At 59.6% G+C, this 2,052-nt stretch carries 1 protein-coding gene; it reads left to right on the top strand.

Annotated features, from left to right (window positions below; translation table 11 throughout):
* The first annotated feature begins 104 nt into the window (after nucleotides 1-104).
* On the top strand, nucleotides 105-1,778 hold the full coding sequence (locus WBP53_RS11585) for a sialidase family protein (RefSeq protein ID WP_423929069.1): 1,674 nt from the start codon (nucleotides 105-107) through the stop codon (nucleotides 1,776-1,778).
* Nucleotides 1,779-2,052: the final 274 nt, after the last annotated feature.

The raw sequence follows: 2,052 nt of genomic DNA, 5'->3' as shown, positions 1-2,052 counted from the left end.
GTGCAGACATGCATGACCCATTTGGAGCTGAAATGGGGTTCGCAGGACATTGACGGCGTGACGATGTACGATTGCCTTCGTCGCCTCAGCCGGAGTCAGGTGAAATGACAGGTACGAAATTCTGGGTGTCCAAAGCGATGCTCGCTGGCATGCTGCTTGGATTGGCTGCTTGCGGTGGTGGCGGTTCGAACTCCTCCACGCCGGCTCCACCGACCCCGCCAGCGCCCCCGCCGACGCCACCGCCTCCGCCACCTCCGAGCCTGGATCCGGAATACAAGGCATCGGCGAACACCCCGTTTGTCGCGGGCTGTGAGGGTGCAGCTATCGGTGGAACGCGCTACGCGAACGCCGAAGTCGAACCGCATTTCGCAATTGATCCGAGCAATCCCGATCGTTTTTTCGGCGCATGGCAGCAGGACCGCTGGTCGAGTGGTGGCGCTAGCGGCACGATTGTCGGCGTGTCCAATGATGGCGGACAAACCTGGGTACGCAGCGCGCCGGCGTTTTCCCGGTGTGCCGGCGGCACGCCAGCGAATGGCGGCGACTATGAGCGTAGCAGCGACCCCTGGGTAGCCGTTGCCCCCGACGGTACAGCTTACGCAATAGTCATTGCTTTCAATGGTGCAGCACTTGCATCCGGTTCCGTGACCTCGGTTCTGGTCAGTCGCTCCACTGATTCCGGCCAAACCTGGGGTGCGCCAACCACACTCGTGCGCGAATTCAACGATGTATTCCACGACAAGGAAGCGATGACGGCCGACCCGACCGATTCACGTTTCGTGTATGCGATCTGGGACCGGATCTCGGTGGCGAATTTTGGTCCAACATGGTTTGCGCGGACCGTTGATGGCGGCCAAAGCTGGGAAGCGGCTCGACCCATCTTCGATCCGGGCCAAAACAACCAGACCATTGGCAACCTCATTTCCGTGCTGCCCAACGGCACTCTCCTCAACATCTATACGCGAATCGACGCTGCGCCCAACGGCGGCTCCACCGCCTACCTTGATGTCATCCGTTCGACCGACAAGGGGGCCAGCTGGTCAACTTCGACGCGCATCGCCAGTCAATTGACCGTGGGCACGGTTGATCCCGAAACCGGACTGCGCGTACGCGATGGCGGACTTGTGCCTTCGGCAGCCGTTGCACCGAACGGTGATGTCTATGTGGTTTGGCAGGATTCGCGCTTCAGCAATGGTCTGCGTGATGGCATCGCAATTTCACGCTCCGAAGATGGCGGGTTGAGCTGGACGGCGCCTGCGCGCGTGAACAGCGACTCTGCAGTCTCCGCATTTCTTCCAGCAATCACCGTACGTGAGGACGGAAAAGTTGGCGTTACCTACTACGACTTCCGCAGCAATACATCTGACAACAGCACCTTGCTGACCAGCATATGGCTGACCCAGTCCGATGATGGATTGAACTGGAGCGAGAATCAGGTGGCCGGTCCATTTGATTTGAGCGAGGCGCCATTGGCGGCCTGGGGACCGACCACAGGATACTTTCTCGGTGACTACCAGGGGCTTGCCAGCAGCGGTTCGGTGTTCGTACCGTTCTATTCGCGCAGTGGAACCGGCGGAAACACGAATCGCACGGATATATTCGCCGCACCGGCAGTCTCTGCATCAAGTAGTGTTTCTGTGGCACTCAAGCACACGGCGGCAGTAGCGGCCGCTGTTGTTGTAACACCCGAATACCAGCATCGCATCGCCGACAACATCGAGAAGATCATGAAGATTCGCGTGCCCGGGAAAAAAGAAGGATCCGGTCGCGTCGATTGATACTGACAAGCAGCATCAGCTCATCGCCGGAAGCGGCTCCAGCTGCGATGCCTGTGTCGCAACCTGTTGAAGTACATCGGGCATGAATCTCTCTCTTGCGAATAGCGCGCGGCACGCAGCTATTCTGCAGGAGGCCGTTCAGGGGCGATGCTTCCCGGCACGATGCAAGAAGTCGGCCCGCGAGTGCGAACGATGGATGGCGAGGGTGGGCATCAGGCCTACGCCCAGAACGAAGCGACGCGCTCGAATACCCAGTACATGGCCAACACGCCGA

It is taken from the genome of Dokdonella sp. (assembly GCF_049593775.1).
Lineage (GTDB): Bacteria > Pseudomonadota > Gammaproteobacteria > Xanthomonadales > Rhodanobacteraceae > Dokdonella.
The sequence above is the reverse complement of the archived record's forward strand: the minus strand, read 5'-3'. Positions and strand labels throughout refer to the sequence as shown.

Excerpts from the sequence above, each read along its gene's own strand:
- WBP53_RS11585 (WP_423929069.1), top strand. The coding sequence starts at position 105 with ATGACAGGTACGAAATTCTGGGTGTCCAAAGCGATGCTCGCTGGCATG.